Here is a 25,299-nt window from a genome sequence, read left to right on the forward strand (position 1 = left end):
CTTTAGCTTCGGAAAATTCGTAAATGGTATTAAAAAATAAAATAGATACTGCTAATTCTGAACAATATAAAAATACTAAGCAACGTAATTTATTAAATAAAAACTCAAATCCTCAACTTAGAAATAAGTCAAAAACTCGATTTACGAATTCTTCTATAAAGCATAATTATCCAAATAGACCTGTCGGATTTTTTTCATCTCTAAAAATTGAACTTTCGGCAATTATTGTTTTTGCAACAGCAATTGCTTTTGTAATGGCATGGTTTTTACTTAAAACTGGTCTAAATGGCTGGATTGCAATGCCATTAACGCTTATTGTTGCTCTAGGAATTACATACATTTTTTCTAGAGGACTTACAGCACCACTTCGTCAAATGAAAAATGCTGCAGAAGCCATGGCTGATGGCGACTACTCTGTACGAGTTGCTGTAGAAAATCGTCGTGACGAAGTAGGTAAATTAACTCTTGCATTTAATGAAATGGCAGAAGAACTTGAACATGCAGATCAGATGCGTAGAGAGCTTATAGCAAACGTAAGTCACGAATTACGCACTCCTGTTTCTGCTTTACAAGCAATGCTTGAAAATCTTGCAGACGGAGTTGTTGATCCTACTCCATCTAATATGGAAGCTATATTAAACCAAACTCATAGACTCGCTGATCTTATTACTTTCCTTCTTGATTTATCTAGAGTTGAAGCAGGTGCGGAAAGCCTTAATATAACTTCATTTAATTTCACAGACTTTATTGACGAAATTATTGAGCCACTAGAAATAGCTGATTCAGGTCATAATCATAATATTGAAGTTCAAATTAATGATGAGATTGAATTAACAGGAGATCAAGCTCGCCTTTCGCAACTTTTTACTAATATTATTTCCAACGCTCTAAAACATTCAGATGATGGAACTCGTGTCCTTATAAGTGCTCATATTAATCACAACCAAAACTCTGTAATATGTAATGTTGTGAATTTTGGAGAACAAATTCCTCAAGAAGATCGCGCCGATATTTTCAGAAGATTTGTTAAAGGAAATCAGCGAATTGGCACAGAATCAGGAGGAACAGGATTAGGATTGTCAATTGCTCGTTGGGCTGCACAATTGCACCATGGAACTGTAAAAGTAGTAGACGATAAGCGTGGTCCAAACTTTGAGATTACGCTTCCGCTAAACTATAGCAATACAATAGTAAACTAACATTCGTAATCTGCTGTACGATCATCCTTATTGCATACACACGCTAAAGAAAAGCATGCCAAAACAGTAATTCCACTACTCTGTAGAGTTGAAACGCAGCTATTCATAGTTGAGCCAGTAGTTACAATATCATCCAATACAATAGCTTTGTACTCGCGTTGATTTTCAGACTTTTGCTTTCTCAATTCTTTGAAATCGATGCTAAACGCTTTAGAAATTCTGTTAGACCTTCCACGAAAACCGGAAGTTTGCACTGATTTCGCAGTAATTCTAGCATTCATACTTACAATATCTAAAACGTATGCCCTAATGCCACTATTACACAATCGTTTAGCAACACAATTTGCAACAGGCAACATATGTTTACGCCCACGATGTCTTGATGAATACTTAGATGACGGAACTGGTATAACAAATATAGGATTTTCACTTATATAACAAGAATGCGAGCGCAAAAATTTAGATATAACTTCTACTACTAAATCGCCAATAAGTTCACCAAATATTTTGTCACATGCAATATCGAAATGATCCTTCCATAACAATATTGCGCGACGAACAACCGTAGAATACAAGCCGCAAGCGTAGCGATATCCACATAGTGTTCTGGTAAATGGTACACGTTTCCAGCATTGCAACGCTTTCTTGCAGTTGTCACACAATATATAGTCTGGAGTATCACAGCCTGCACATGCGCGAGGCAAAAATAAATTAAATAAAGCAATCGCTACATTCTTCCAAGTAGCAAAACGCCAATTTACAGAATCAACATCCTTGTTTTCACATACACCACAAGGTACAGATGCGTGACATGCTAATCCCCCATGAGATGTCACGCTTCTATACTTCTTTTTGTTTTGGTGGTTTATAACCTTGCGTCTCCCAACCATAATGACAGCATATGCGATCGCTTATTAACTATGCAAATAAAAAATGTTATTGTGGATAAAAGGTATTTTAAAATGAAAAATTAATAAAATTCTATATTTCTAAAATATTAAGTACCTTATTACAAAGCTCTAAGGTATCCGAAGGATTACTTACTTTAACAACTAACGCTCCTGTAAAGGCAGTAGGATAATCGTTTCCTCCAGGATACATACGATCGCCAATAAAAGTAATTTTTTCAATATTAAAATCACAATATTGAGATAGCATTCGCAAAGCTTGAGCTTTATCGTCACCGCGCCTGTATATATCGATGCTAGTATCTCCTCCAGCGCGTACAGCAAAATTAGGTAAAGCTTGAGAAATGCTTTGTGCAAGTTGAGCTTTCAAACAACCGCTAGGATCCCAAGTTTTTTTATATTCAATAGGAGCTAGTTGTCCTAGTGCCGAAAAAGTAATTTGACTACCGCGGTTCTCTATCTGTTCTCCCCACAGCATTGGATCGCCGGGTTCTTTCCAAACGCCCATATTTTTTGCACACTTGTGTATTGCATCAATAACGCATTGCGCTTGCTTAAAATCGATACTATGCTCATAAACACATTGCAATGACATGTCATTATTCACACGATAATAACTAGTTCCATTAGTAGGCATTATGTGAATATTTTTAAGATTAGTGCCAGTAGTTAGCATATCTAAAATTTGCTTCTTAACTAACTCTAAGCAGCCACCTGTTATTACAGCAACAGGAATTATATCAATCAGCTTACTTAATGATTCAGCCATCGATTTAAGCATAGGTTTTTTAGAACATGCCAGTGTGTTATCTAAATCAAAAGCAATAAGAGACGATTCAGCAATGCTCAAGTCAAGATTAAACTCATTCCAATCATGCACTATTGGTTTGAGCATTACAAATCCTCCTGACTTTTAAAACCATATATACAGTATTCTATAGTGTGAGCGTATTTCACACACCGCATATTAATTATTTACATATTATTGCCCTAGCCTTCTCGTAAAGTGGAAGCATGACAGGTCTAATTTGGGAAGAACGTCACTATAGAAATAGGCATGGTAGAGGTCTTAGGGCACCAATATTTGGTACTCGCCTGCCACAATATAGAACCGCTAGCGGAATGTTCGATGCTATGGTAGCGGCTCAAATTAGACGTCTTAACAGTGCTTGGAGAGCATTAACTAAAGACGTTCAATTTGCAGTAGAAGATGTGCCACCTTCACAACCACTGTTATGGGAACAAAACCGCAGAATACTTTCACAAGCGTTTCCAGCTAGCCGTGGTATGCAATCTAGAATTGTATTGTATAGGCTTCCGCTATGCACTCATGTAAGCAGCAGAAGTGAACTTCAATATGCTATCAGAGATGAGCTTGTGCAACGCTTAGCAGAACTATACGGTCGCAGACCAGAAGAAATTGATCCAGATTGGGGTCTGTAAACAATTTTTAAATTAATTAAAATTATCAAGTATTTTAATTAATTTATAGTCGCTTATAGCAATATTTTTATTCGTATTATTGCACAATATGATTGTCAGTTTTAACGTATACCTTCATTTCTTGCGGCTCCAAAGATTGCGCAGAAAGCCAAGAAATACCTGCTATACCAGCCTTATCGATTTCATCTTTATGAATACGGGCAGACAAAGAAACTTTGCTATGCGATTTCGCAATAAACATAACTACATCGTGCGAAATGTCTGAAACAGGAATTCTTAAAGATGCATTCGCAGGAATCGTTACGTTTTTTGTAGCAGCTAATACACCATTTAAATCAAATCCTTGCAAACGCACAGAAGTATCTTTATCGCTTGAAGAAGAAAGGTATAGAGCTGTTTCATTAGCAGAAACAGGTGAAACAATTGCGCCACTACCTTGCACGTTAGATGGTGTAATAAAAGCTACATCTGACTGATTATCTTTGCCATCTTTAGTAATAGACATCATTACTTGAGTAGGAACATCTCCACTTACGCTCAAAGCATTAACATGCTCTGGAACTTTTCCAAGATCGACAACTTGCAAATGGTGTGCTTTTAACGTCAAATTCTTTACTTCTTTAGAACCTGTATCATTCATCCATGAAAGTGTTACATTACCATCTTTATTTGGCCATACATATAACTTAGATTGATCGCCTTCACTAATACCTGAAAGAATATTTGTGTTAGATTGAGTGCTTAATTCATGAACAATATCTACACCTTTTACAGATAAGCCACTCATATGAACGACTTTTACAAATGATGCTATAGGTGTCTGCTCGCTTTCAACTTGCACGTATAATCCAGAAGTCTTAGGAGAAGCAGCAGCAAGATCAAAATATGCGTGAGAACGAGCAGGAACAGTAAAAGCACTTCCTGTAGAAAGATTTAACTGATTGTTGCCATGTTCTGCAGACCAAGCTTTAACACGAACAACAGTAGATTTTGAAGCAGCATTAAATGCTTCTAAACGAATAGAAATTCCATCAGCAGATTCTGGAACTAGGAATGTCTGTTTCATAGACGGCATGGAACAGGTAGTTGCAGATAAACCTTTTACGTCACCTTTAGTAGCCCATGAAACCATGGAAGCAGATATTCCAGTGCCAGATCCAACTCGTGATAAATGTCCTTCTAGAACTTGAGCGTCATGATTTACATTATTGTTAGCAATAAAAGCTGACGTATCATCATCAGTTGATTTTGAATTCAACGTAATAGATTGATCATTGTTATCTCGTATGTTACGCAAGCTAGAACTATACACATCTCCAAAAGCACCATAACGAGCAGAAGATTGTAAATCGCCTTCTGATTCGTTATATTCGCTATCACCATATTGAGTCAAATCTGGAAGAGACAATCGAATAGGACAAATAGTTTGCAAACGAGTAGAACCAACACTACTTATAACGCCACTAGATGGAGTATTAGGATTATCTACAAAGTGAGGCATTGGTAGGCATAATGCAACAACACATGCAGAAGCAATAAGTATTATTGCACTAAAAATAGCAAGTGAGACAATACTGACTATTTTGTTCTTGCGATTAATATCTACATCTGCATTTACTTCACCATGCTTAGAGCCCTCATGAGGATTTTTATGCCAGTTCATCTAATTCCTCCTCATGCCTGTCATCTGAACGTTCTATCATTGCATGTCTGCCAAATCGAGGCACGGCAACAATACAGTACAGCAGTAATACCATAGAAGAAACAATAATCCAAGGAACTCTCCACGCAAGAGGCCTAGATCGATAATACGGAGATGTAGAAGACAACGACTTAGAATCAGGCACACCATCAAATCTGCAATAAGTTCCTTGCCGTGATGAAACAACCAATTGTGTACCGTCAGAAGCGTTAACGTGTGCAATTAATTGTTCAGTAGCTTCTTTGTTAACATTACTTACAGTTTGCACAGAAGGATGTAACAATTGTTGTATTGACATAGAAGTTTTATGGGAAACCTGCTTATTTTCTGAACTATTAACAATATAAATACCGCCAATTCCAAGTTGCTTTAACGTTGAAATTGCGCCATTATCTGCATGAGATAACAATTGTGCTGAGGCGCGATATATTGCTTTATTACTTGATGAATCACCAAACATTACTTGTCTAACACGAAGTGCTGGAGATTCGTCTATTGCATCTCCCTTAGATGTTCGCATAATAGAGATTGACAAATCATGGATACTTTGAGCTCTTAAAGCAAGTATTCGCCGAGTATCGTCTTTTCGCAAATAATCAGAAACAACCATAGGGAGCTCATTGTTATTTGCGCAAATAGATGTAGCAGGTCCGCTCAATACAGCAAAAAGACCCAAAAGAACCGCCATAGTCAACATGCCACTTGCAAGAACAGCGCGTGCTACGCGAATTATGTGCTGCAACAATTGTGCCGCAGAACGACGCATTGCAGCACGTCTACTTGCACGAGTTTTATAGTTATCAAAAATTTGGGACTCAGATTCCTTCGAAGTACGTAGTGGCTCAAAGCGTCGAACAGCTTGACCGGCAACCATGCACATACAAGATAAAATGCCGACAGTAGATAATGCGACTCCAGGCAAAACGCTTGCAGCAACAGGTCCCGAAATATCGGATGCAACTACAACACGAGCAGCAATAAGAGATAACAGCATTCCGGAAATAATCACAACCCACATCATTCGAGAAACTCGCAAAGCAAAAGGCAAAGTTAATGACGTAACAGCCATAACAACAGCTAGAATTGCAAAAATTACCATTATTATTGTTCTTAAGCTCATCAATGGCATATTAATTTCAACATTAGGAGAAGCCATATTAAAAGCGTGCAACAAAACATCAGCGTAATCGCTTACGCGTGGAGCACCTTGCACACTTCTCAATGGCAAAGCCATACTAGAGAACAATTGACGCCACATTCCAGATCCGCCATATCTAATAGCACTTCCTATTGTAGGAAGCAGAACAATTATCGATGGTATAGGCATAAGCGCAAACATAATACGATGAGAGCGTACCATAATAAACGCTGCAATAAAAATAACAATAAGAGGCAAAACAAGCTGCGGTTCTGCAGCTACTGGAACCATAAAGCATAATGCTGCGCATGCTGCACATTGAGTGGATTTAACAGGACGCACAGGATCTTCTGTTACGTACATTCCAACAGCATGGAACGCAAAAGCAAATGCTGCAGGCAAAAATGCCATAGTCATTAACATTGGCAAATCACCGCGTGCAAACAAACCAAAAGCAATAGCAATCATAGTCCAGCAAATACCAGCGCATACACGTACAGTATCCGAGCGCGTAAATACGCCAGCAAGAGCCCAAAAACTTAAACACATAGCTGGAGCAGCTAAGAAGAACATTAATGTGACAGCCAATAACGGGTTAGCGCCAACCACAGTTGATGCGATTGCCCAAATACTTAGCCATGGTGCTGGAGGAATTGCAGGTCCAAAACCATCATCAGGAACCCATGCACCAATAGCAGAATTCCATAGTTGATTGAAATCTGCACCCGTTGGTAACCATTGCTGCGCATTCCAAGAAGCGCCACTTAAAATTTCACGCCATGGAGAGCCATATAAATTCAATATGACTGCAAAAAGAAGAAGAGACGCAAGAATAACAGCACTCCACCTACGCAACACTCGAATATGCAAATGCCGTTTCGCTAGAGGACTTAACAGCACGAAATGCTGTTGAGCTTGGAAAGCAGAACTACGATCACGCCAACGTGCAACTTGATGACGATCTGCGATAAGAGGAACAAGTCGCTTTAATGGAACACGAGTATTCCTTGCAATCCTTCTGCGAGCAAAAACTGCTCTAGGTAATTGCATGATAGCAAGCCATGGCAAAAGCAGACGGATCCACGCTATATAAGGATGTTTAGCAAACAGCGAATGCAAAGCGCCAACGAAACAAGCAGGCAAACTAAGAATCCATATAAGAGGCCACAAAAAAATACTAATATCAGTGTATTTGTAACGCTGCTTAGCTACGAGAGAAGCTGCTACACCATATTTAGATCCTGAATTATTATGATTTCTAGCATCACCGTTACGAGTACGGATACCTTCTAACCTTGCACGCCTGTGTGCGATACGAGCTGAAGGAACTACAACAACACGACCTCCAGATAGACATACTCTACGACAAAAATCTCTTGATTCGCCAAAAGTTGTCATCCATGGTTGCGTACCGCGTAAAGTTTGCCATGCAGTTAATGTGACTAAAGCACCTGCTAGCGATACTGCATACACATCTCCACGCCCATCATACTGTTCTTGATCTGGCTCGCCGTCAACAGTAAGAGTATGAACACCGTGACGCCAAGCATACATTCCAACGTTGTGCAAGATATTTCCTTGCCAATCAACTTGTTTAGCTCCCAATACTGATGCAGTCGGAGTATTGCGCCAAGTTTCACGCAAATATTCTAAGCAATGGAAGTCTGCAGGACGAGAATCATCGTGCAAAAGCCATAATGCAGAAACTCCTGCACAAGGCAAAATCTTGCGCAAAGATTTTTCTATTGCATCTCCAAAAGAATGAGCATAAGAAATGGGAATAATAATTATGCGTACAGATTTATTTTCACTATTGTTTACGCGAGCATTATTTACGCGATTAGTATTTGGTCTATATTTTGAATCGCTATCAATTGTATTATTGGAATCGATATTATTAGCATTCTGCAATAATGATTTTCTAGTATTAATTGCTCCCGCAAGCATAGATGAATTAATTTTTATTTGTAAATTCGTTTGCATAGTCTGCTTTACTCGACTAGCACAATCGACTATTACCAAAGTTCCAGGAAGAATTGATTGGCTTAGTACTGCATGTAACGTATCAGCATAAAAACGAGTATCTCGCTCCACACACATCATTGCCATAATGGACGAATCCACATCATGAGGATGCGCATCTTTCGCAGATGACAGCACCTGTAAAACTTCGTCTTCAAATGTAAGATTATGAGCGGTTATCGAATCCATACTTACCAGTTTACGCAGGGGGTATGTATCCACCAAAACACAAGTCGTAATTCTAAATAAATTTATACATATTTTATTAATATTTTTGTTCATATTAACCAGTGCATTCCATATAAATTTAATTAGAATATTTGCTTAAACTTATTAAAATTTTCATTAAAAGATCAAATAATATTCAACACAACCAGGTGTCATAAATCTCATTGCCATGTACTATAATGGCGCGTTATATGTGTCCATTGAATATTGATTTATTCGATGGCAAAAGAAATGATATTGCCACAACCTAAAAGGTTCCTCATTATTGAGAAAGAAGGTACGATGACAACTTCACGGTATCATGAAGGCATGCGGTACCAACCAGGCGAAGATTGGAATTCAACTCCTCATCATAGTCTTGGTTATAGAATGATTAACCGCACGCGCAAGATACTGTGTATGCTTGTTATTTCAGTACTTACATTCTTTTCAACAATCATAGCTGCAGTGTGGTTAGATTTTTCTTCTGCTGTAAGTAACAGAGTTGTAAACGTCATATCTAAAGATCCAGAAGCTAATCAGACACTTGATATTAACGCAGGCAAACCAGTAACTTTTCTTGTTTTAGGTCAAGATTCTCGAGATGGGAACAATCAAAGCTTCACACACGACGGTGAAACTGGTGATCATCAGTCAGATACTACTATGGTAGTTCAAATTAGCGCAGATAGATCATACATGAATATCGTTTCTATTCCACGAGATTCTATGGTAAACGCACCAGCATGCGACACTACAAAAGGACATATTCCTGCAAGAAAACATGTGATGTTTAATTCAATTTTCGCCTTAGGATATGCACAAGGCGGAGATTTAGCCTCAGCAGCATCATGCTCGTTAAAAGCTGTTAATTCACTTACTGGTTTAAATATACATCATTTTATAGTCGCTGATTTCAGTGGATTAAGCAATATGATTGATGCAGTTGGTGGAGTATCCGTATGCATCCCAACAGCAACTCGCGATGCCTATACGGGTGTAAATTTCAAACAAGGAATGCAGCATCTTAATGGTCGACTTGCTACTCAATACGCTAGAATGCGCCACGATACAGCAAGCGATGGCTCTGACATAATGCGAACAACAAGACAGCAATACTTGATTAAACAGCTTTTACATCAAGCACTGTCTAAAAACTTATTTACTCAGACAAGTGAGCTTTACCAGCTTGCAAAAGCATCGTTGGGAGCATTAAATATAAGTGAAGGCTTGGCCAATCCTACCACTTTGGTCGGTTTGGCATTAAGCATGCGTAAATTAGATTCTTCACATATTTATGCTCGTACTACTCCTGTTATTCCAGATCCTTATGATCCAAATCGTGTTGTATGGTCTGACGAAGCAGACAATATTTGGGATTTAATGCGTGAAAATAAACCGCTATCGCTAAATCATAAAACTAACGGCACTAACAAAAAGAATGCCAATAATTCGCCTAAGGATACGAACGATCAAGACAATGAAGATACGGATGACAATAGCAATATAAGCGAAAACGACAAACTTAATAAAACTACAAATCCAAAGAAGATGGGACATGTTGATCCAAAAACAGGATTAATAAAAAATTCTCAAGGACAACTTATTGATCCAAATACTGGAGGAATTGTAAATCCTGAAAATGGAACTATTCACGATCCACAAACAGGACAATACGTTGGCTTTGCAGACAAGTATGCAAACAATGTACTTTGCGCTGTGCCTAGAAAAAAGTAAACAATTAAGCAAGATGTAATCTATGAATATTAATGTACGAGCATAACTTGTATATTATATACTCATAGTCATTGAAGATATATGGCGCATATGCTTATTTTGGAGGATGCATGAATTCGAGATTGTATGAGGACCCTTCTGAAGATAATATAAACCCACCTATCTTCACTCCTTCTCATAATAACGATTCATCTAACTCAAACGTGCCTCCTAGTTTCACTCCAAAACGCGTAAAAAGAGGCAAAATAGAGTCTAATGCGCTTCCATCACAAGCGCCGTCTTTTGCGCCTACAACTCAAAGAACAAGAATCTTAAAAAGTCCAGAACAATGTTCTTCTAGACCTGTTTCTTACACATCGCAATTGCAACCAAGACCAGCACCGCGCACAAGTTCTATTTCACAAATGCGTATTCCAACAACTATAAATAAAGCAGTTGGAAGTGCAGCAAAAATACTACCGCACAAACCGCACAGAATTTTACATGCATTTATTGCATTTTTTGTTGTTCTGGCAGTAGGTGTAACTGGTTTTGGGGTATATTCATGGAACTGGGTTGACTCAAGAATTAACCGCACTACTTGGCTTACTAATACTCCTAGCACTCAAGGCAAAGCATGGCTTATTCTTGGTTCTGATCAAAGAGAAGGCGAAGAAGCTAAAGAGATAACAGGATTTAGAACAGATACTATTCTTGTATTGACAAAGCCGAGCAATGGTCACAGCTCTCTAATTTCTATTCCTCGAGATTCTCTTGTTTCTTTAAATGGCGAACAAGTAAAAATTAATAGCGTTGCGCAAGCAGCTGGAAATAAAGCATTAACAGCAGCAATAGAAAAAATTACAGGTCATCGCATTGACCATGTTGCAGAAATACGTTTTGGCGGTCTTACTAATGTTGTTAACGCTATAGACGGCATTGATTTATGCTACAACCGTACCGTAAGCGATAAGTTTAGCGGGTTAAATTGGACTTCTGGATGCCATCACGTTGATGGGAATACAGCGTTAGCATTTTCGCGAATGCGATACGCAGATCCAGAATCTGATTTTGGACGAGCTGCACGTCAACGAATGGTTATTGCAGCTATTATGAAAAAAGCTTTAGATCACAATACATTATTGAATTTTGGAAAAGTAAAAAAGCTTGCTGAAACGGGACTTGCTTCAGTTATTTTTGACGAGAAAACCAATCCAGGAACATTATGGGAAATGGCTCAAGCATTCAAAGAAGCAACTGGACCGTCAGGCATATCTGGAACAGTATATTGGACGAATCCTGACTATCAAGTTCCAGGAGTTGGTTCATCTGTGCTTCTCGATGATGCTAAAAACTTAGATTTATTCAACCAACTTGCATCAGGCACTCATAAACCTGGATCAGTTGGAACTCTTGCGGAGCAACAATAATTTCGAAGTATTGTTGTATAAGCAACACTTCAATTAGATACCATAACTTAGAAAGCACTAAACTCATATCTTTTAACCACAATCTTGCATAAGTATTGCACAAAAATCAAAAATATTGTCTCATACATTTATGAGTAACAAATCTAATACAGGAATGTCTACAACTAAAGTACTTATGCATGTACAGATGGCAGCGAGTATAGTTCCCATATTCGCTCACATAGCATTGGCTATAATGGCATGGATGCAAAATAATTGGATGATGCTAACCATGATTATTCCAAGCATTATGATGTACATAGCAAGTCTTATTCCACAAATTTTTCAATACATATCTGAGAAAAATTCTATTCAAAGTGTTCAACAAAATCAGCAAATTCAATTATTAAACACTACGCAATCGTCAAATAACTTAACTTATAATCAACAAACTGTAGAAAGTTTGCCAGATACTATTACACCAGTAAGTTTAGAAACATTACTTATGAGAAGAAATGCAATTTCTAATACGCAACATCACTGGAAAGAAGTATTGCAAATATGGTTAAAAAATGCAGGAACATACGACACAAAAAACCAATCTAATAGTATGAAGGAAAATCTAAATACAAATATTTATAACTACTTACCTAATTCAAAAACTAAACACCTTATAGCTCCACTTGGAATAAGCAATAATGGATACTGCTATTTAGATTTAATTAACAATGGACCACATGCTTTAGTTGCTGGAACAACTGGTTCTGGTAAATCAGTACTTCTTACGACTTGGTGTTTAGCTTTGGCTTTTCAATACGGCCCACAGCAGCTACGGTTTGTTTTTATGGATTTTAAAGGAGGAGCAACTTTTGACATACTATCTAAACTCCCACATGCTATGGGAAACGTAGGAGATTTAAATCTTAAACACGCAATACGCGCTCTAAAAGGTCTCGAACTAGAACTAGATAGACGAGAAAGACTAGTAGCTCATCATGGGTGTAATAATATTGCACAAGTAACTCCAGCTGAGCCTTCATTGCTTATTGTTATTGACGAATTTCATGCTTTAAAAGATCAACTTCCCGACTACATGCCTCGTCTTATACGAATTGCATCAGTAGGCAGATCTTTGGGAATGCATATTATTGCTGGAACTCAAAATCCACTCGTACAAGTAAGCGCAGATATGAAAGCTAATATTTCTATTAATATTTGCTTGAGAGTTAGAGACGGAATGCAATCGCAAGAATTATTAGGAACAGCGCATGCAGCTAGAATAAGCCCAAATACACCAGGAGCCGCATATTACAATATTGGAGAAGGAGTAGCTGCTTTGCGATGTGCTCAAAGCAGCAATCCTGCACATTTAGTACGAGCAATACAGTTAGCTGGTAGATTCTGCCATCATGATCATTCTCCAGAATTATTTAGCAAACCATTGCCGTCGATTCTTTCATCAAAACAACTTGCAGAGTATTCAAATAATTACAAATACAAAAATTCGGAGCAAAAAATATCTCAAAGTTTACGTACTCAAGAATTTCATACGAAGCATATTATTATTGGTTTGCAAGACGATACCATACACTTATATCCTGCTCTATTACCAATTCACCTTGGAAATATCGCTGTTATTGGAAGTAGAAAACAAGGCAAAACAACAATATTAAAAATAATTTCTAAAACTTTAAACCTGCCAATATATTCAGGAAAATCACTATACGAACAAAACATTAATAACATTTACAACGAAAATACGCCAATCATTATTGACGATGCGGATGAATTGCTTGATCCGCTAAATACGAGACAAACTGCTATTGCTTTTCAAAAAAGATTAAATAGTAAACAATACCCAGTTATTATGAGCACTAGCACTTCTCGCTACTTACGTTTACCTGAGCAAGCAACAGTGAGGATAATATTTCCAACAGGAGATATTGGCACAGATACAATGCTTGGAATACCTTCTGCTTTATCTAAAAGTTTTGATATTGAAGACTATCAACTTCCAGGACGATGTGTTTTAATCACTCCAGGATCAGCAAGTTTAACTCAAATAGTGCACCTAGAATAAAATTTATTCATAGTGACGCATCTTGACTTTTACGTGCGCGCATTGCTCTACGCTTTAGAGTTCTACGCTCATCCTCGCTTAATCCTCCCCACACACCGTAATCTTGGTTAGTTTCTAATGCGCATTTTAAGCACTCTGTTGCAACATCACATGAGCGACATACTGCTTTTGCTTCTTCAAGCTGTTGAACTGCTGTACCAGCACTGCCAAGAGGAAAGAACAGTTCAGGATCTTTGTCACTACATGCTGCTGTTGTGCGCCAATCAAACGAGTTGCTCATGAATTATTATCCTCATTTCTTACCTACAACGGTGAGCTTTAGAAGTTCCCCTGAATGTAAGGAAATCATGAAAAGAAAGTTTTTTCAAGGTATTTTGCATCTTTATTAGCAATTTTAATTGTTCCTATACTTTTTACACTAAATGTATAACATTTAATGCACGTTGGAAAACAATTTTTACTAAAGCTACTCAATACCAGATACGCGCAATTTAATGTCTAACACTACCCTAGTTCCGCCTTCTCTTCGAGGAGACCAACGAACTGTACCACCAAAATCGTTAGTGACAAATGTGTTTATGATCTGCGTTCCAAGGCCAGAGCCAGATGGTTTAGCCATTCCATGAGAAGACTCGCTATCTATACCATCTCCATCATCTTCAACGACAATATTAAGATTGTCTCCGCCCCTACCAACTGCAATACGAATATGACCTTTTTCACGACCTTCAAAACCATGTTCAACTGCATTCGTCACTAACTCAGTTAAAACAAGAGATAATGGTGTAGCATCCTGAGCTGCTAATCTGCCAAATTTTCCAACAAAATCAATATCAATATTTTGATTCTGAGACGCCAACTCAATTGACATTTTCAACAAACTCGAAATAACTTTGTCAAAATCAACAATTTCGTCAGCAGTTTGACTCAAGCCTTCATGAACTAGTGCTATAGTTTGCACACGACGTTGAGCTTCCTCAAGTTCTTTTCTAACTTCAATAGATTTTGTTTTACGGGCTTGCAAACGCAAAAGAGCAGAAACAGCCTGTAAATTGTTTTTTACGCGATGATGTATTTCAGAAATAGTGGCATTCTTAGTGCGCAATTCTTGCTCACGTCGCAAAACTTCAGTAACATCACGACATAACACTACAGCTCCAACACGATTATTTGGACCCCACAGAGGCAAGGAGCGCATGGAAACTATAGAATGGTTCGCTTCAAGTTCACAATCTACATCAGCTTTTCCAGTTAATACAAGAGGTAAACTTTCGGGAACATTATCGTTTGTATGCAACAACCTAGTGCCAAATTCGCTTAAATATTCACCTTGCATAGTATTTAATCCACCGAGTCTGCGGAAACAACTAATGGCATTAGGGGAAGCATAACGAACTATTCCATCGTCTTCTAGCACAATAAAACCATCGGATACTCGAGCATTATGTCGCTGATTTAATACAGATTCATGATATGGGAATTGTTCACGAGGAATCATGTCAAATAAAGTTTTACCAGCATTGATACTTTCGGTTTCATAACGACCGTTAGATTCACGCGTTGCCAAATTAGTTTCGCGCATAACTAATCCGATGGTTTTACCCCTATGACGAACTGGAGCGTAAACGTAGCATACAGTAGCTCTACCAATAGAACGTAAGGTTGAAGAGTGGAAACTTGTCTCAGATTTCATCGCCTCATTAAGCTCAGGTACTAAAGAATCATCTAATTTTTTACCTAACAAATCATCAGTACGCAAAGTAATAGCTGTTGAAGGACGACATTGTTCAGCAACAACATAATCACCGTCACCATTTTGAATAATCAGCAGCAAATCTGCAAAACTCAAATCTGCAATAACCTGCCAATCGGCCACCAAATGATGAAGCCACTCACGATCACTGTCATTAAAATCAGGACGAGTAGCAAGAATGTTAGAAAAATCAGCCATAATGTAATAATATATCGAACTCACAGAAAATTCTGTGAGGCATGTTGTTGTTTTGAACAAGAAAACCGCTCCTCCTCAATTAAGAGAAGAAGCGGTTTAATAATTTATAAATTATTCTTTAAAACTAGAAGCCAAACTTAGCAGCAGTTTCGCGCAAAGTTTCAGCAGAACGCTTCAAAGCAGCCAACTCACGATCAGAAACTGGAGTGTTTAGACGAGAGTTTACACCATTGCGATTAAGCAATGTTGGCACAGACATGCACACATCAGAAATGCCGTGGAAGTCATCGAGCAAAGAAGACACTGGAAGAATGCGGTTAGTGTCGCGAAGAACAGCCTCAACAATATCTACACCAGACATAGCAATAGCGTAGTTTGTTGCACCCTTACCGTTGATAATCTTGTAAGCAGCGTTAACAACTTCCTGATGGATTTCTTCGCGCTTAGCAGCATCAAGTGGCTCATGACCTGGAAGAGCGTTCCAATCGCACATTGGAACACCACCAATGGTTGCAGAAGCCCACAGAGGAACTTCAGAATCACCGTGTTCGCCAGCAATGTATGCGTGAACGTTCTTAACATTAACGCCAGTGTGCTGAGCGATCAAGAAACGAAGACGAGCGGAATCAAGGTTGGTACCAGAACCAAACATTTGGTTTGCTGGAAGACCAGAAAGCTTCATAGAAACGTGCGTAACAACATCAACAGGATTAGTAATCAACATGTAAATTGCGTTAGGAGCAACCTTCACAACGTTCGGAATGATTGACTTCATGATGTTGATAGTGGCTCCTGCAAGCTCCAAACGAGTCTGACCTGGCTTCTGGCGAGCACCAGCAGTAATCACGACCATGTCAGCATCACGGCAAATTTCCACATCGTCAGAACCGGCAATAGAAACTGCAGGATAGAAGCTAGAACCATGCTGCATATCCAAAACTTCAGCTTCAACACGTTCCTTAGCAATATCTTCAAGCACAATCTCACGCGCAACACCACGCTGAGCAGCAGCGAAAGCGAGAGTAGATCCGACTGCGCCGGCACCAATAATTGCAAGCTTAGTTGGCTTAACCTGCGAACTCACCATGAGCAAAAACCTCTTTTCAACAACCTATCACACCCTTATAAGCACACAAAATACCACGATTTATGCATTACTAAGGGCTGCTCTCACATTAAGAGCTTTTGGTATGAACACCTTTACTCTAATCGCACCACCGGAATTTATTATTACAATGCTACTTTCATAAGTTTTGCAGCTAACGATGGTCCGACCCAAGCAATAAGTTCAACCCCAGAATCTACATATTCTGCCTTTTCAACTACACCATTTTCACGAACTTTTGATAATAATCCACCAAACTCGTACGGCAAAGTTACATCTACACGAACACGAGGAGACGGTAACAATTCTTCTAAACGATTGCGCAATATTTGTAAATTTTCGCCACTGAATGCAGAAACAATAACAGCATCAGGATAAAGAGAAGAAAAACGTTCTCGCGCAGCATCACTCATCATGTCTGATTTATTCAATGCCATAATTTGAGGTATATCTTCTACACCAGAAATATTAGCAAGAACTTCGTTTACTGCATTAATTTGCGAAATAGGATCTGGATGCGAACCGTCAACTACGTGCAAAATAACGTCTGCTTGTCCAACTTCTTCCAAAGTGGATTTAAATGCTTCAACTAATTGAGTTGGAAGTCTGCGAACAAAACCAACAGTATCTACCAAAGTATAGCTTCTACCATCTTGAGTTTGAGAACGACGTACTGCAGTATCAAGAGTTGCAAACAGTGCATTTTCTACTAATTCTTGTGAACCAGTAAGACGATTTATAATAGACGACTTGCCAGCATTCGTATATCCAACAACAGCTACAGTTGGAATATCTTGTCGTCTACGAGAACCGCGTTTTACATCGCGCGCAGGTGCCATATTTGCAATATCGTGGCGAAGTTTAGAAATACGATTTCGAATAGCTCGACGATCCATTTCGATTTTAGTTTCGCCAGGACCTCTAGAACCAATACCAGCATCTCCTGCAGCTCTACCACCAGCCTGCCTGGAAAGAGCAGCACCCCAGCCTCTTAACCTAGGTAGCATATATTGCAATTGAGCAAGCTCAACTTGAGCTTTACCTTCACGGCTTGTAGCATGCTGAGCAAAAATATCCAAAATAACAGCAGTGCGATCTACAACCTTAACTTTGGTTGCATCTTCTAAAGCTCTACGCTGGCTAGGTGGTAAATCATCATCAACAATAATCGTATCTGCATCATGTTGAGCAACTATTGCTGCAAGCTCACGCGCTTTACCTGAACCAACATAAGTTGCAGCATCTGGCCTATATCTTTGTTGCAACATGCCATCGCAAACAACAGCACCAGCAGTCTGTGCCAACGCTGCAAGCTCACGCAACGATTCTTCAGCTTGAGCAAGAGTTCCTTTTGCACTAGACCACACTCCTACTAGCACAACGCGCTCAAGACGAAGCTTTCTATACTCAACCTCGGTAACATCTTGTAATTCACCAAGACCAGCTACACGCTTTAAAGCATTACGAGATTCACGCTCCTGCCAAGCTTCATCATGCTTTTCACTGTCAGAAGTAGTGTCTAAAAGCACATCCGAATGAGCATAAAGCACTGCATTATTGGTGAGATGATGCTCATTCATATTATTAGAATCATTTTCGAGGGAGGAAAGATCGTTTGAATTAAGCACATCATCTCGCCCGGATGCCACATTACTATCCGCCAACTGTCCCTCCTCTATTTCATTGTAAATAGCGTTTTACAACGTTTGTCTTATTATGGTGACTTGAGACGACAATATATGAACACAACCTATATGTATGATATGTAAATAAAGATACAATAGTAAAAAGTATATTAATAAATTTAAATTTATAGGCGAAATACGGTATTTTTGAGCGAGATCATGGAAAGTCATCAACAATTTAAACAATACGATAAAACCAAATCACCAAAATCAGAAAAAACGCAAAAAATCAGTGGCGAACAATACTTTTCTGCAACACCATCATCTTGCGATGAGCGAAGAACGTTACATGTAACTTTGAGAAATCATGAAACTGTTATACAAGTCTCAAACGGAGTATTCAGCGCTTCTAAGCTTGATCTAGGCACGTCTGTGCTACTAAAACATGCTCCAAAACCACCAGAAAATGGCAAATTCCTTGATATTGGATGCGGATGGGGTCCTATAAGCATTGCAATGGGCTTAGAATCTCCAGAAGCTGAAATTGTAGCTGTAGATGTAAATGAGCGAGCGCTAGAGCTTACTGAACTAAACGCAAAAAACGCTGGCTTAAAGCATATTCGCATTTCTTTAGTAGATGACGCTTTAAAAGAAAATAATACTTTGGAATTTAATAATTTTGATCTCATATGGTCCAATCCACCAATTCGCGTTGGAAAAGAAATGTTGCACGACATTTTGATGACTTGGATTCCGCGTTTAAAAGTGGGAGGAGCAGCTTACTTAGTTGTGCAAAAAAATCTTGGCTCAGACTCACTTATTCCTTGGCTTGCTGAAAATCTTGGCGAAAACTACAACGTTGAAAAATATGCAAGCTCTAAAGGATACCGAATTATAGAAGTACTAAAAAGTAAGCACTAAAGAAATACTAAAAGCACTAAAGAAGTACCAAAAAAGTAAAAAATTTACGAAAAGAAATATACACTATGAAATTCGACTACCCTGTTGAGCTTCCTATTTGCGCAGCACACGACGAAATAATAGAAGCAATTAAGTCTTCACAAGTCGTGATTGTTTCCGGACAAACCGGCTCCGGCAAAACTACGCAAATCCCAAAAATGGCGCTTGAACTTGGAAGAGGCGGAAGAGGTAAGCAAATCGTACACACTCAGCCTCGCCGTTTAGCTGCACGCACTGTTGCTGAGCGAATCGCAAGCGAAATGGAAGTAAAACTGGGTGAAGAAATCGGCTACCAAGTGCGATTTACCGACGAAAGTTCACCTAAAACAAAGCTTCGAATTGTTACTGACGGTATTTTACTTGCGCAAATTCAGCGAGATCCTCTTCTTACTAAATACGACACGATTATTATTGACGAAGCTCACGAACGCAGTCTTAACATTGACTTTTTGCTAGGGTATTTAACAACTTTACTTCCGCAAAGACGCGATTTGAAGCTGATTATTACTTCGGCAACAATAGATTCTGCAAAATTCCGTGAACATTTCGAACAAGCTTTACGCATAAAAGTTCCTGTTATTGAAGTTTCTGGACGCACGTACCCTGTTCGAGTGCTTTATGAGCCACTTGGCTCCGCGCCTTCACTTATGCGACATGTCCCCGGCTTTGCAGACATAACAATGGATGAGGAAACTGTCGCAGAAAGCCAATCTAACGAAAGCAATCGAGACGATATTACAGATGAAGATATGACATCTGCAGTAACTCGCGCATGCGCTCAATTAGTTATTCATTCAAGCCACGAGCAAGGCGCGCGCGACATTATGGTTTTCGCTTCCGGCGAGCGCGATATTCGAGAGTTTGAAGCAGGATTACGCTCATATTTTGGCACTCGAGCAAGTGATATGAAACGAGCGGATGCTATTGAAATAGTGCCGCTTTTTGCGCGTCTTTCTGCAAAAGATCAGCATCGCGTATTTGAACATCACTCTCATCAACGCATTGTTATTGCTACGAACGTTGCTGAAACTTCGCTTACTGTTCCTGGGATTCGATACGTTGTCGATCCTGGTTTTGCGAGAATTAGCAGATATTCTAAGTCTGCAAAAGTGCAAAGGCTTCCTATAGAGCCGATTTCTCAAGCGAGCGCAGATCAGCGTTCTGGACGATGCGGACGAATCGCGGACGGAATTGCTATTAGACTTTACTCGCGCGAAGATTACGAAACTCGACCTCGTTTTACCGATCCTGAGATTCTGCGCACTTCGCTTGGAGCAGTAGTATTACACATGCTTTCAGTAGGCGTTGCTAAAACTGGCGAAGATATTACGAATTTCGGTTTTATTGACCCTCCTGATATGAAAGCAGTAAGCGACGGCTTTAATGAGCTTAACGAGCTTGGCGCAATAAGCAGAAAATCAGGTTTCATTACTTTAACTCATATTGGACGCGAGCTTTCGAAATTGCCTATTGACATTCGTTTAGGACGCATGATTGTTGAAGCAGCTCGTAAAACCACTCCGAATACTCTTGCTGCTGTGCTGGTAATTGTTGCGTTTTTGAGTTTGCAAGATCCTCGCGAGCGCCCTGAAGAACAGCGTGAAGAAGCAGATAAACTTCATAATCGTTATGCCGATGAAACAAGCGATTTCTTAACTGCTTTAAATATTTGGGATTATATTTTCCAAGCAGACGGAAATATGAGCAATAATGCTCTTCGCAAACTTTGCAAAGCGGAATTCTTCCACTTTTTGCGTTTAAAACAGTGGAAAGATTTAGTTAATCAACTTCAAGACTTGTGTAAAGAATTACATTATAAAGTTGGCGAGCCTATTCCATCTAAAAGGCCATCTTTGGAAATTCGTCAACTTCCTAATAATCAGCAGGCTGCTCATAGCTTGTGCTGCTCTTGGGATTCGCAAGGAATACACTCGTCGATGCTTGCAGGATTACTTTCTATGTTGGGAATGCAAGTAGTGCGTGAACCGAAAGCTTCAGATTTTGCTAATTTGCATGGATCAGCAAAAATTCGCGCTATGAAACGCGCTCAAAAAATGGCTAAAAACGACTATCAAGGCGCGCGCGGAGGAAGATTCGCAATATTCCCGGCTTCATCTGTTTCTAAAACAACTCCTTCATGGGTTATGTGTACGCAATTAGTTGAAACATCTAGACTTTGGGCAAGATATTGCGCACAAATCGATCCTGCTTGGGCTGAGCCTCTTGCTAAAAATCTTACTAGAATCACGTATTCAGACGCTCATTGGAGCGCTTCTAAAGGTGCTGCTGTAGCAAAATCTAAGGTATTACTATACGGATTGCCTATTGTTCAAGATCGCACAGTTCAATGGGCTAGAGTTAATCCTTACGAAGCTCGAATGATTATGATTCGTCAAGGCTTAGTTGAGGCAGATGTGCAACAGCGTTTTGCACACGATGAGTTTATTTTAAATAATCACAATGTGCTTGAAGATGCAGATAATCAAGCAAATCGCACTCGCCAAATAAGCGAAACTGTAAACGACGAAGATTTATTTACTTTTTACGACACTCACATTCCTCAAGAAGCAACTACTATTGCAGCTCTTGCAAAATGGTGGAAAGATAACCGCGAAGAAGATCCGCACAAGTTAGACTTTAATCCCGATGAAGTTGAACGTTTACAAACTACGCAAAGCACTGATTTAGCTGATTATCCTGACCATTGGAATACAGTTGGTACAGACGGTCAGATTATAAGGTTGCGTTTAAGTTATGTGTATGATCCGGCTAATCCTTTGGACGGCGTAACAGTGCATGTGCCGCTTTACGTACTTTCGCGTTTAACTCCTGAAGAATTTACTTGGAATGTTCCAGGTTTGCTTGATGAGCTTATTATTGGCATGATTAAATCTTTGCCTAAAGCTCTACGAGTACAGTTTGTTCCAGCTCCTGACACTGCTCAAAAAATTCGCGCTTGGATTGACGAACATTACGACGAGCTTCCTGGGACTGGAGAAACAGAAAGCAATATAAAAAGCGAATGGCAAGATTTTAGAGAAGTTTTCACTAAAGCTGCAATTTGTGTAGTTGGCGCGCAAATACATCCTGAAGTTTTCGATGACGAGCAAATAAGCAGACTTTCGCCATACTTGCGCATGACGTTTAGTGTTGAAGAGAGAAAAGCTAACGAAAGTCGCAATAAACTTGCAGGTCGCAACAAGTACTCTAATCACGTAAAACCTACTCTTCTTGGAACAGACAAATCATTAATTGCATTGCAACAGCGTTTTGCGAAAGAAGCACAAGAATCTGCACGAGAAGTTGTAAATATCAAAGCAAATAAAGCAGCACAAGCTGGTCATGTAATTGAACGAGCAGATTTATTACACAAATCTGGTGCTACAAACCTTTCACGCGCACAAATGGTTTGGCAAAGCGCATTGAATATGCTGCATTTAGACAATAAGCGTATTACTTCTCGCTGGCTTGGTTCTGAAGCTTTAATGCTCGCAGCTGCACCTTATTCAACTTCTAATGCTTTAGCAGAAGACTTGCAAATGGCTGCAGTAAAACGACTAATTGCGAACACGGATAATATTACTGACGACAATTTATTACGCGAAACTGTTGCAAACGTATCTGAAGTATATGAAGACACTGTTTATGCTGTTGCACACGATGTGATCGCAATATTGAAGCGTCAAGCAGAATCAAGTAAAGCTGTTTCCGGCAAGGCTGATTTACCGTTGCTTTCAGTGTTGCAATCAATCCGAGAACACACTGCAAGTCTTGTATACGAAGGATTTATTGCCAAAACTCCATCTGATTCTCTACCTCGTATTGAACGCTACTTGCATGCAGACGTGATTCGTCTTACTAAAGCTAAAGCAGATAAAAACCGTGACGTACGTTGGGCTTGGCAAGCAGATGAAGCACATAAGCTTGTAATAAAAACTCAAGAAGACACTCAGAAAATCCCAGCGGGACCCGCTCATGACGAGTCGCAAATGATCGCTGAGAAATTACGTTGGATGTGCGAAGAATTCTATGTGTCTCTTTGGGCGCAAGAATTGGGAACTGCATATCCGATTAGCATACAACGCATGCGAAAGATGATTGACGGAAGGTGAAAACTGTTTCGCATATATGCATATATTTTTCTTAGCGCTTGCAATGTTGTAAACAATATTGCTCATAACGTTGCAAACAAACTTTATTTGCACAGTTGCTAAGTTATTGCCAATTATAATTCTATTGCTTTTGCTTTCACTATTATTTTTGGTCTTGTTCTTGATCTTCGTCTACTTCGATTGCATTGCTTTCTTTAGTGATAAAGTTTCTGAATGTAAATACGATAATTCCTAATAATGCAACAGCAGCACACATAAGAGATATGTTTGCAAATCCAGACGAAATACCAGAAGCACCGGTTATAGAATCCCCACTCAACATGTTTTTATCTAATATTCCGTCAAAAATTACTACACCAACAGACGCAGAAACACTAATAGCTAAATCATTCATTCCGCACCCTCTGCCAGATTCTTCAACTGGAAGAGATGAAAGAATTGTTGAGGCCAGTGGAGAATACACCATTCCACAACCTGCATAATAAATGCATGCACACAAAGCTATAGCCAAGAATCCAGAATTTATTAATACTGCAATACCAATCCATCCGCAAAGTATAAACAATATTGCTAATAATAAACCTGTTTTTCTTCCTATACGACTAATTATTAAGCCTGAGCATGAACCGAATATTGCAGCAACAATAAAAGCCCAAACTAAATAAGAAGCTACTTGTGAAGTAGTCATATTATACAAAGTTTTTCCAACTCTATTGAACAGTGGACTTATGCAATAATTCGTGAAGTATATTATGCCCATCAAAATTATGCCAGAAAGCCAACGAATATTCTTGAAGAAAGCTGGCGTAACGAATGGCTCTTTAGCTTTACTAATGTAAATACCAAAAATTATAAACAATATAATTGCTGAAATAAGCATCAACAAGTTTCTGTATGAAATGAACAATGTAAGAGATGCAACAGCAAATCCAAAGACTGTAAAACCAACAACATCAATTTTTTTACCATTGCCGTTTTTTGTTGGTAAATAATGCAATAATGCCGGCAATATTAGAATAGTTAATGCTGGAATTAAGAATAAATATTGCCAAGCAATAGAGCTTAACAATCCTGCTGAAAACACTCCAATACATGCAGAAAGCTGGTACGATGCTGTAAATAATCCGAAGAAGATAACTTTCAAATCATTTCGCAAATATTTTGTTGCAATTACTAAGAATGATGAACCTGCTACTTGTTCACCAGTTGTTTGCATAATACGAGCAGCAATAACTGTCCACAAATTTGGCTCAAAACAAGAATTAGCTACAAATCCAAAAACTGAGCCTATAAACAAAGATGTTAATCCAATGGTTACTAGCTTTTTTAATGACACAAAGTCGCCTAAAGAACCGTAAATAAAGCATACGATTCCTAAAATAATGCCAGGTAAACCTGTTATAAGAGGCGCTTGATCAACAGCTTTCACATCTATACCAACTTGTTTATAAACAAGGTTGAAACCTTGCAAGCACAACGTGCTAATAATAAATGTAATAAGCAGTAGTATTAACGCACGAACAGCAACCTTATTGCGCATTTCTGGGTCATCATAAGGATCCATAGAAGAACAATCAATTCGTTTAGTTCCAATCATCATTATCTTACTCTCCTGCCACATCCTAATAATTCCAACATTTGTGCAGAAAACTACTGCAAATAAATCAATCTGCCCTAACAATCTAAAGTTAATCGCAACAAATTCTTCGCGCGTAGCTACTC

16 protein-coding genes are annotated in these 25,299 nt (G+C 38.9%); 7 read left to right on the top strand and 9 right to left on the bottom strand.

Annotated features, from left to right (window positions below; translation table 11 throughout):
• Window positions 1–23: 23 nt before the first annotated feature.
• Window positions 24–1,199 (top strand): sensor histidine kinase, encoded by a 1,176-nt coding sequence (locus HXT26_RS03400; protein ID WP_004107079.1) that lies wholly within the window; start codon window positions 24–26, stop codon window positions 1,197–1,199.
• Here HXT26_RS03400 and HXT26_RS03405 read toward each other — a convergent pair.
• Window positions 1,196–2,089, bottom strand: a complete 894-nt coding sequence (locus HXT26_RS03405) for a ComF family protein (RefSeq protein ID WP_410299606.1) — start codon at window positions 2,087–2,089, stop codon at window positions 1,196–1,198. The two genes, HXT26_RS03400 and HXT26_RS03405, sit on opposite strands and share 4 nt — an antisense overlap.
• Before the next feature lie 91 nt (window positions 2,090–2,180).
• Window positions 2,181–3,002 carry an HAD-IIB family hydrolase gene (locus HXT26_RS03410; RefSeq protein ID WP_004119866.1) on the bottom strand — a complete coding sequence of 274 codons (822 nt, stop codon included), beginning with the start codon at window positions 3,000–3,002 and terminating at the stop codon, window positions 2,181–2,183.
• Window positions 3,003–3,121: 119 nt separating this feature from the next.
• Here HXT26_RS03410 and HXT26_RS03415 point away from each other — a divergent pair, with 119 nt between their 5' ends.
• The gene (locus tag HXT26_RS03415) at window positions 3,122–3,550 is read left to right on the top strand and encodes a metallopeptidase family protein (RefSeq protein WP_004119868.1); all 429 of its coding nucleotides are present in this window, start codon (window positions 3,122–3,124) and stop codon (window positions 3,548–3,550) included.
• 76 nt (window positions 3,551–3,626) lie between these two features.
• Here HXT26_RS03415 and HXT26_RS03420 read toward each other — a convergent pair whose 3' ends face one another.
• Window positions 3,627–5,213 (bottom strand): DUF5719 family protein, encoded by a 1,587-nt coding sequence (locus HXT26_RS03420; protein ID WP_004119870.1) that lies wholly within the window; start codon window positions 5,211–5,213, stop codon window positions 3,627–3,629.
• Complete coding sequence (locus HXT26_RS03425) at window positions 5,200–8,601, bottom strand: glycosyltransferase family 2 protein (protein WP_422111877.1); 3,402 nt, start codon at window positions 8,599–8,601, stop codon at window positions 5,200–5,202. Before HXT26_RS03425 ends, HXT26_RS03420 begins: the two co-directional genes overlap by 14 nt.
• Window positions 8,602–8,922: 321 nt before the next feature.
• Between HXT26_RS03425 and HXT26_RS03430 the strand changes: the two genes are divergently transcribed.
• The 3 genes from HXT26_RS03430 to HXT26_RS03440 all read left to right on the top strand — a co-directional run bounded on the left by HXT26_RS03430 (window position 8,923) and on the right by HXT26_RS03440 (window position 13,824).
• Complete coding sequence (locus tag HXT26_RS03430; RefSeq protein WP_064340731.1) at window positions 8,923–10,356, top strand: LCP family protein; 1,434 nt, start codon at window positions 8,923–8,925, stop codon at window positions 10,354–10,356.
• A 110-nt stretch (window positions 10,357–10,466) separates the two neighbouring features.
• On the top strand, window positions 10,467–11,765 hold the full coding sequence (locus HXT26_RS03435) for an LCP family protein (protein WP_032842522.1): 1,299 nt from the start codon (window positions 10,467–10,469) through the stop codon (window positions 11,763–11,765).
• Window positions 11,766–12,000: 235 nt separating this feature from the next.
• Entirely contained in the window at window positions 12,001–13,824 is a 1,824-nt protein-coding gene (locus HXT26_RS03440) for an FtsK/SpoIIIE domain-containing protein (protein ID WP_422112093.1), read from the top strand.
• 7 nt (window positions 13,825–13,831) lie between these two features.
• Here HXT26_RS03440 and HXT26_RS03445 read toward each other — a convergent pair whose 3' ends face one another.
• The 4 genes from HXT26_RS03445 to hflX all read right to left on the bottom strand — a co-directional run bounded on the left by HXT26_RS03445 (window position 13,832) and on the right by hflX (window position 18,460).
• Window positions 13,832–14,104 carry a WhiB family transcriptional regulator gene (locus HXT26_RS03445; protein ID WP_004107118.1) on the bottom strand — a complete coding sequence of 91 codons (273 nt, stop codon included), beginning with the start codon at window positions 14,102–14,104 and terminating at the stop codon, window positions 13,832–13,834.
• A 186-nt stretch (window positions 14,105–14,290) separates the two neighbouring features.
• Window positions 14,291–15,775 carry a sensor histidine kinase gene (locus tag HXT26_RS03450; RefSeq protein ID WP_004107121.1) on the bottom strand — a complete coding sequence of 495 codons (1,485 nt, stop codon included), beginning with the start codon at window positions 15,773–15,775 and terminating at the stop codon, window positions 14,291–14,293.
• Window positions 15,776–15,899: 124 nt separating this feature from the next.
• On the bottom strand, window positions 15,900–16,862 hold the full coding sequence (locus HXT26_RS03455) for an L-lactate dehydrogenase (RefSeq protein ID WP_004107125.1): 963 nt from the start codon (window positions 16,860–16,862) through the stop codon (window positions 15,900–15,902).
• Window positions 16,863–17,005: 143 nt separating this feature from the next.
• The gene (hflX, locus tag HXT26_RS03460) at window positions 17,006–18,460 is read right to left on the bottom strand and encodes a GTPase HflX (RefSeq protein ID WP_101886183.1); all 1,455 of its coding nucleotides are present in this window, start codon (window positions 18,458–18,460) and stop codon (window positions 17,006–17,008) included.
• Between the two features lie 264 nt (window positions 18,461–18,724).
• Here hflX and HXT26_RS03465 point away from each other — a divergent pair, with 264 nt between their 5' ends.
• Window positions 18,725–19,426, top strand: a complete 702-nt coding sequence (locus HXT26_RS03465; RefSeq protein ID WP_421789362.1) for a class I SAM-dependent methyltransferase — start codon at window positions 18,725–18,727, stop codon at window positions 19,424–19,426.
• A 65-nt stretch (window positions 19,427–19,491) separates the two neighbouring features.
• The gene (gene hrpA / locus HXT26_RS03470) at window positions 19,492–23,577 is read left to right on the top strand and encodes an ATP-dependent RNA helicase HrpA (protein ID WP_421789360.1); all 4,086 of its coding nucleotides are present in this window, start codon (window positions 19,492–19,494) and stop codon (window positions 23,575–23,577) included.
• Between the two features lie 142 nt (window positions 23,578–23,719).
• Here hrpA and HXT26_RS03475 read toward each other — a convergent pair whose 3' ends face one another.
• Entirely contained in the window at window positions 23,720–25,177 is a 1,458-nt protein-coding gene (locus HXT26_RS03475; RefSeq protein WP_004107137.1) for an MFS transporter, read from the bottom strand.
• Between the last annotated feature and the right edge of the window lie 122 nt (window positions 25,178–25,299).

The sequence above is a fragment of the Gardnerella sp. DNF00497B genome (assembly GCF_049262725.1).
Taxonomy (GTDB): Bacteria; Actinomycetota; Actinomycetes; order Actinomycetales; family Bifidobacteriaceae; genus Bifidobacterium; species Bifidobacterium leopoldii.